This is a genomic window from Pelomicrobium sp., from assembly GCF_036803785.1.
GTDB lineage: Bacteria > Pseudomonadota > Gammaproteobacteria > Burkholderiales > UBA6910 > Pelomicrobium.
Window position 1 is genome coordinate 1 of sequence record NZ_DAIRTR010000147.1, and the last position, 6,896, is coordinate 6,896.

7 protein-coding genes are annotated in these 6,896 nt (G+C 67.3%); all 7 read left to right on the forward strand.

Going from position 1 to position 6,896, the window contains the following annotated elements; translation table 11 throughout:
• The first annotated feature begins 164 nt into the window (after window positions 1-164).
• A complete protein-coding gene (locus tag V7Q81_RS13615) occupies window positions 165-1,406 on the forward strand; it encodes an ABC transporter substrate-binding protein (protein WP_333844262.1) in 1,242 nt (413 codons plus the stop codon).
• 31 nt (window positions 1,407-1,437) lie between these two features.
• Window positions 1,438-2,739 (forward strand): ABC transporter substrate-binding protein, encoded by a 1,302-nt coding sequence (locus tag V7Q81_RS13620; protein WP_333844264.1) that lies wholly within the window; start codon window positions 1,438-1,440, stop codon window positions 2,737-2,739.
• A gap of 232 nt (window positions 2,740-2,971) precedes the next feature.
• The gene (locus tag V7Q81_RS13625; RefSeq protein ID WP_333844265.1) at window positions 2,972-3,868 is read left to right on the forward strand and encodes a branched-chain amino acid ABC transporter permease; all 897 of its coding nucleotides are present in this window, start codon (window positions 2,972-2,974) and stop codon (window positions 3,866-3,868) included.
• A 2-nt stretch (window positions 3,869-3,870) separates the two neighbouring features.
• On the forward strand, window positions 3,871-4,803 hold the full coding sequence (locus V7Q81_RS13630) for a branched-chain amino acid ABC transporter permease (protein WP_333844268.1): 933 nt from the start codon (window positions 3,871-3,873) through the stop codon (window positions 4,801-4,803).
• Between the two features lie 4 nt (window positions 4,804-4,807).
• On the forward strand, window positions 4,808-5,587 hold the full coding sequence (locus tag V7Q81_RS13635; protein WP_333844270.1) for an ABC transporter ATP-binding protein: 780 nt from the start codon (window positions 4,808-4,810) through the stop codon (window positions 5,585-5,587).
• Window positions 5,580-6,251, forward strand: a complete 672-nt coding sequence (locus V7Q81_RS13640) for an ATP-binding cassette domain-containing protein (protein ID WP_333844273.1) — start codon at window positions 5,580-5,582, stop codon at window positions 6,249-6,251. Before V7Q81_RS13635 ends, V7Q81_RS13640 begins: the two co-directional genes overlap by 8 nt.
• A 41-nt stretch (window positions 6,252-6,292) precedes the next feature.
• Window positions 6,293-6,896 (forward strand): alcohol dehydrogenase catalytic domain-containing protein (locus V7Q81_RS13645; RefSeq protein WP_333844275.1); only part of this gene is annotated, 604 nt, incomplete at its 3' end.

Consider the following 6,896-nt stretch of genomic DNA (forward strand, 5'->3'; position numbering starts at 1 on the left):
CCCTCCAAGGTTTCCCTTGTGGAACAATCACTTACGCGACCTCACGTCGCACGAATCCCAATGACTTGGCTGTCCTGGGTGGAGGATGGAACGTCCTTTGCAAAGCAGGCCTCCAGGAGGCGCAGCGCATGAACGGAAGAGGGTGGAGGATACGAGCGAGGAGGGTGGGGGTCTGGCTCCTCGCCGCCTTGGCCACGCCCCAGGCGGCGGCGCGCATCGAGCTCGGGGCGCCCCGGGACCAAGCCGACGTGGTGGTGGGTTGCATGTTTCCCATGACCGGGCGCGGCGGCCTCTACGGCCGGGACAGCGTGGTGGCCATCGAGCTGGCCCTTGCTGAGATCGCAAGGCGCCCTAGGGCGCCTGCGTCCCGCTCCGGCGCACCCCGGCTGCGGGTGCTGGTGGAGGACACCAAGTCCAAGCCCTCGCTCGGGGCTCTGATCGCCCAGGGTTTCGTCGAGCGAGACCGGGTGCACTTCTTGTGCGGGGTGGTGTCCTCCGCCGTCGCCCTGGCGGTGACCGAAGTGGCGCGGCGCACGCGCACCATCTTCATCGGCACCGACCATGCCTCGTCGCGGCTCACCGAGGAGGCGCTGCATCGCTACTACTTTCGTGTGACGAACAACACGCGCCAGTCCATGGAGGCGGGAGCCCGCTACCTCCAGGCGCTGCAGCGCCGCACGCCCTGGCGACGCATCGCCTTTATCGGGCCGGACTACGATTACGGCTACCGGCAGTGGTTGGATCTGCGCCAAGCCCTCGACGCCCTGGGCGTGGGCTACGCGGTGGCCGCAGTGCTGTGGCCCAAGCTGTTCGAGCCGGACTATTCCCGCTACATCGCCGCCCTTCTGGAGGCCAAGCCCGACCTGGTGGTAAACGGCCACTGGGGAGGCGATCTGGTGGCCTTCATCCAGCAGGCCAAGACCGTGCGCCTGTTCGAAAAGATGCAGTTCGCCAACTTCGATGCCGGCGGCAACTACGAAGTCATGGCCGCCCTGGGTGCCGGCATGCCCACTGGGCTCATCCTGTCCGCGCGGCACCACAACAACTGGCCCGACACAGAAGCGAACCGCCGTTTTGTCCGGGGGTTTCATGCCCTGGCGGGGCGCTACCCGTCTTACGCGGCGCAAGGGGCATACACCGGAATCCTGGCCATCGCCGAAGCGGTGTCCCGGGCGGGTGGAGTCGGGGACAAGGAGCGCCTGATCGCGGCCCTGGAAGGGTTGCGGCTCCAGCTACCGGAAGACCCGGAAGGCTTTGCATCCTACATGGATCCGGCGACCCACCAGATGCAGCAGACCATCGCCATCGGCGAGGTGGTGCCCGACGAGCGCTTTCCGCCGGCGAAGGCCATGCTCGGCCGGTTCAAGGTGTACCCGCCGGAGGCGCTGCGTGCGGGGGCACGCTAATTCCAACTGACAGAGCCAAAGGAGGAGGACGATGAGACAACGATCGAAGCAGGACGGACGGTTCGGGGGCCTCGCCAGGACGGTGCTGGCAGGGGCGGCCCTGGCGATAGCGATGGTCCCAGCGGCCGCCCAGGAATACCGCCTCGGACTCGTGACTTTCCTTTCCGGGGGCGCTGCGGGCCCCTTCGGCGTCCCGGCGCGCAACGCCGCCGAGCTGGTGATTGAGGCGATTAACAACGGCACCGTGCCGGCGCCCTACGAGACCAAGGGGATCGCGGGACTGCCCATCCGGCCCATCTGGGTGGATGAGGCGGGCGGTCCCACCAAGCAAGTGGCGGAGTTTCGCAACCTGGTGCAGCGGGACAAGGCGGACGCGGTGATCGGGTACATCTCCTCGGGGGACTGCCTTGCCATCGCACCGGTGGCAGAGGAGCTGAAGAAGCTCACCCTCTTCTTCGACTGCGGTACACCCCGGGTCTTCGAGGAGCGTCGCTACAAATACGTGTTCCGCACCGGTCCCACGGCCACCATGGACAACGTGGCGGCCGCCCGCTACATCCTGGAGCTCACCCCCAACCTCAAGCGGGTGAACGGGATCAACCAGAATTACGCCTGGGGACAGGACTCCTGGAACGACTTCATCAAGGCCCTGCAGAAGCTGAAATCCGGAGTCGAGGTGGGCGCCGTCCAATGGCCCAAGCTCTTCGCCGGCCAGTACGGGGCAGAGATCTCGGCGCTGATGCTGCACGAGGCCGATTACGTCCACTCCAGCTTCTGGGGCGGGGACATGGAGAGCTTCGTGCTGCAGGCATCCGCCCGGGGCCTGTTTGCCAGGCAGACGCCCGTGCTCACGACCGGCGAGACCGCCATGTTCCGCCTCGCGGACCAAATACCCGAGGGGGCGGTGATCGGCGGCCGGGGGCCTTACGGGGTGTTCGCGCCGGACAACGCTCTCAACCGCTGGTTCCGGGAGAGCTATTTCAACCGCTACAACACCTGGCCCACCTATCCCTCCTACAAGATGGCCCAGGCGATCCTGGGCCTGAAGGCCGCAGCGGACAAGGCGGCCGGGGGCAAGCCCAATCCCGCCGAGGCCGACATCATCGCTGCCTTGGAGGGGCTCGCCTTTGAAGCGCCCAGCGGCACCGTGAGGATGGCTTTGGGCAAGGGGCACCAGGCGGTGCAGGAGATGGTCTACGGTCGCTTCAAGCGCGAGGCAGGCAAGCCGACGGTGGTGAACGTCAAGCGCTATCCGGCCGAGTGCGTCAATCCTCCGGACACCATGACCAGCGAGCAATGGATCGAAGCCGGTTTCCCGGGAGCGAAGTGCTAGCCGACTATTTCGTGGGAGCGGTGGGCTCGGGAGATAGACCATGGGGCCGGGGGGAAGAGGCTTTGGCGCAGTCGGAGAAGCCCGCAGTGGCGCCGACGGGCGAGGACCGCGCGCAAAGCGGGTCGCTTTTGCCAGAACCTGCGGTGCCCGAGGGCATGACTCGCGATGGGCCGATTTTTGCGCTTCGCACCACCGGCCTCAGGCGTCTTGCTGAGAGATCCGGGCTAGGTCCATGTTCAAGCTGCTCGCCATCGTCACGGACGGGCTGATCTATGCCTCGTGGCTGTTCATCGTCGCTGCAGGCCTGACCCTGGTCTACGGGGTGATGAAGATCCTCAACCTGGCCCACGGCAGCTTCTACGCCGTGGGCGCCTACGCCGCCGCCTCCGCCGCCGGCGTGTATTTCGCTGCCGGCTACGTGCCTTGGGGGGGCTACCTGGTTCTGCTCACCGCTGCCCTGGTCGCCGGGGCAGCGGTGAGCCTGCTCGTGGAGCGGGGCGTGCTGCGGTTCATGTATGGCCGCGACGAGGTGGTGATGCTGCTCGTCACCTATGCGCTACTGCTCATGCTGGAGGATCTGATCAAGCTCGTCTGGGGCGTGAACCCCTACATGGTCTACCAGCCCTACAGCTTGCTCGGGCGGCTTCAGGTGGGTGAGGTGAGCTTTGCCCGCTACGATCTCGCCCTGATCGGCGCCGCGGTGGCCATCGCGGGGCTGCTGGCATGGGCGCTCAAGCGTACCCGGCCGGGCCGGCTGCTCAAGGCGGTGATCTGCGACCGGGAGATGGCCGCTGCCCTGGGGATCGATGTCTCCCGCACTTTCGTGATTACCTTCGTGATCGGCGGAGTCCTGGCGGCGCTGGCCGGCGCCCTGACGGCCCCTCTCGTTTCCGTGGTGCCGGGTATCGGCGTGGAAGTGATCGTCATCGCCTTCGCTGTGGTGGTGATCGGCGGTCTGGGCAGCGTTGCCGGGGCGGTGGTGGGAGCCCTCATCGTGGGTCTCTCAAGGGCTGTGGCGGTGCACTTCTTTCCGGAGCTGGAGCTGTTCGTGATCTACGGGGTCATGTCCGCGGTGCTTGCGCTGCGCCCCCACGGACTGTTTGCCGGCGCCGCAGCGAGAAAGATCTGATCATGGCAAAGCCTGACAAGGCGACCGTGGCGGCGGTATCGACGCTCGCCGTCCTGCTCATCGTGGGGCCCTGGCTTCCTCGGTGGCTCTCCTTTCTCGTCACCATGGCCCTCGCCCGGGCGCTAGTGGTGGCGGGAGTGGTGCTGCTCATGCGGGCAGGGCTGGTCTCCTTCGGGCAGGGGCTGTACTTCTGCGTTGGCGGCTACGCGGCGGGGCTCGCCGGCAGATCCCTGGGACTGACCGACGCCTTCGCCCTTCTCGCCCTGGGGCTTGCCTGCGGCGTCATCATCGGAGCGGTGCTGGGGGCGCTGCTGTGCCGTTACCGGGAGATCTTCTTCGCCATGTTCACCCTGGCCTTTTCCATGATCCTGTATGGCATCCTCGCCCGCTCCCAGGCCCTGGGCTCCACGGACGGTTTTCACGTTCCCACCCCCACTTTCCTGGGATATGCGCCGGAGAACGCCGGCGCCTGGGTGTTCGCCCTCGCGAGCCTGGTGGCCGTGGCCTGCGCCTGGGGCCTGCACCGCTACCTCCACGCCGGCATGGGCTACGCGGGCGAAGCGGTGCGGGAGAACGAGATCCGGGTGGAATACCTGGGCGTTTCGGCGCGGCGCGTGGTCTATATCGAGTACGTGCTGGCCGCAGGCCTGGCGGCCCTGGGGGGCACGCTGACCGCCTTCGCCACCGGTCACGTGGGACCGGACATGGCCTACTGGACCACGTCGGGCGAATTCGTGTTCATCGCCTTGATGGGTGGCACCGCCCACGTGGCCGCCCCCTACCTAGGATCCCTTATCTTCGAGCTGGTCAAGAGCTACGCGTTCCAGGTCTCGCCCTATACCTGGCAGCTCGTTCTCGGTGCCGTGTTGCTCGCCATCATCCTGTTTCTGCCGAGGGGCCTGTGGTCCCTGGTGGCGCGGCGCGCAAGGGCGTGAACCCATGGAGCCGATCCTGGAAACCCGATCCTTAAGCAAGCGCTTCGGTGCCGTGGTGGCGGCGGACGAAGTGAGCGTGCGGGTGGCAGAAGGGGAGGTGGTGGGCGTGATCGGAGCCAACGGCGCGGGCAAGACCACCTTCATCAACATGGTGACCGGCTATCTCAAGCCTTCCGCGGGCACGGTGCGCTTCCGTGGACGCGACATCACGGGGCTTGCCCCCCGGGAAGTGACCCGCGCCGGGGTCTGCCGCTCGTTCCAGATCCCCCAGATCTTTCGTGAGCTTTCGGTGCTGGAAAACGTGCTGATCGCCCTGGCCATGCTGGGAGAGGGGCGGCTTGCGTGGCTAAGACCTTTGCGTAGCCGGGAGCGGGAGGAGCGGGCAAACGCCCTGTTGCGGCGCTACGCCCTCGACGCATACGCCCCGGCGCGGGCGGCGACTCTGCCCCAGGGGGTGCGCAAGCTTCTCGACATCGCCATGGCTACGGTAGCCCGACCGGCGCTGCTCCTCCTGGACGAACCCACCAGCGGCGTGTCGGTGGAGGAAAAGTTTCCGCTCATGGACACGGTGATGAGCGCAGTGCGGGAGACGGGCGCGGCAAGCCTGTTTGTCGAACACGACATGGAGATCGTGGCACGCTACGCCTCCCGGGTGATTGCCTTCTACGAGGGGCGGGTGATCGCCGACGGTCCGCCACGGGAGGTGCTCGGGGACCCGGAGGTGCGGCGCCACGTGGTGGGGACCGAGCTGCACCGGACAGGGAGAAGCGCGTTCCATGCTTAAGGTGGAAGGGCTCGACGTCCGGATCGGGGGGGTTCAGGTGCTGCGCAGCGCGACCCTTGAGCTTCCCAGGGGCACGATGGCGGGGCTCGTTGGCCGCAATGGTGCGGGCAAAACCACCCTGATGCGCGCCGTCATGGGGTTGGCGCGTCCCTCGAGCGGTCGCGTGGCGATCGACGGCCGCGACGTGACAGAGAGAGCACCTCATTTGCGCGCGAAAATGGGTGTAGGTTACATGCCGGAGGACCGGCGGCTGGTGCCGGAGCTCACGGTGCAGGAAAATGTCCTGCTTCCCGCCTGGGCCAACGGCATTCCCGATGCCGGGGCACGGCTTGCCTGGATCTACGCGCTGATGCCCGAGGTGGAAGGCTTTTCCGCGCGCCGCGCCCTGCAGCTCTCCGGGGGTCAGCAAAAACTGGTGGCGCTCGCACGGGCGCTCATGAACGGGCGGCACTTGATGCTCCTCGACGAACCCTTCGAAGGCATCGCCCCGGCCCTCGCCCATCGCCTGGGAGAGGTGCTACGCACGCTCAAGGCGGAAGGTCCCGCGGTGCTCGTGTCCGAGTCGGACTACCGCCACTGCGCGGGGCTGGTGGACAAGGTGTTCGTGATCGAGCGCGGCGTCGTGTCGGAGCACGCGGCGCAGGTTCCAAAGGCGAGTCCGTAGCAATGACGGAAGAATGAACACGATATGATGGAGGTATGGCGATGAAGATTCGCGGTGCGGTGCTGGAGCGGATGGGAGTGGAGCCTCCCTACACGGCCACCCGACCCCTCAAGATCGAGGAGGTGGAGCTCGCCCCACCGGGCCCCGGCGAGGTGCTCGTCAAGATCGCGGCCGCGGGGCTGTGCCATTCGGATCTGTCCGTGATCAACGGCGACCGCCCCCGGCCCACCCCCATGCTGCTGGGCCACGAGGCGGCGGGAACCGTGGAAGAGACCGGGCCGGGAGTGGACGACCTGCAGCGGGGTGACCCCGTGGTGCTCGTATTCGTGCCGAGCTGCGGCCACTGCCTGCCCTGCGCGGAAGGCCGCCCCGCCCTGTGCGAACCCGGCGCGGTGGCCAACACCGCCGGAACGCTGCTCAGCGGCGAGCGGCGGCTCACGCGCAACGGCAGCCCCATCCACCACCACCTCGGCTGCTCCGCCTTCGCCGAATACGCGGTGGTGTCCCGGCGCTCCCTGGTGAAGATCGATCCCGAGCTGCCTTTGGAGGAGGCGGCGCTGTTCGGCTGCGCGGTGCTGACCGGCGTGGGGGCGGTGGTGAACACGGCCAAGGTGTCCGCCGGCGCCACGGTGGCGGTGGTGGGGC

What these genes read in the sequence shown, in the direction of transcription:
- V7Q81_RS13620 (WP_333844264.1), top strand. Translation starts at nt 1,438, where the DNA reads ATGAGACAACGATCGAAGCAGGACGGACGGTTCGGGGGCCTCGCCAGG.
- V7Q81_RS13625 (WP_333844265.1), top strand. Translation starts at nt 2,972, where the DNA reads ATGTTCAAGCTGCTCGCCATCGTCACGGACGGGCTGATCTATGCCTCG.
- V7Q81_RS13630 (WP_333844268.1), top strand. Translation starts at nt 3,871, where the DNA reads ATGGCAAAGCCTGACAAGGCGACCGTGGCGGCGGTATCGACGCTCGCC.
- V7Q81_RS13635 (WP_333844270.1), top strand. Translation starts at nt 4,808, where the DNA reads ATGGAGCCGATCCTGGAAACCCGATCCTTAAGCAAGCGCTTCGGTGCC.
- V7Q81_RS13640 (WP_333844273.1), top strand. Translation starts at nt 5,580, where the DNA reads ATGCTTAAGGTGGAAGGGCTCGACGTCCGGATCGGGGGGGTTCAGGTG.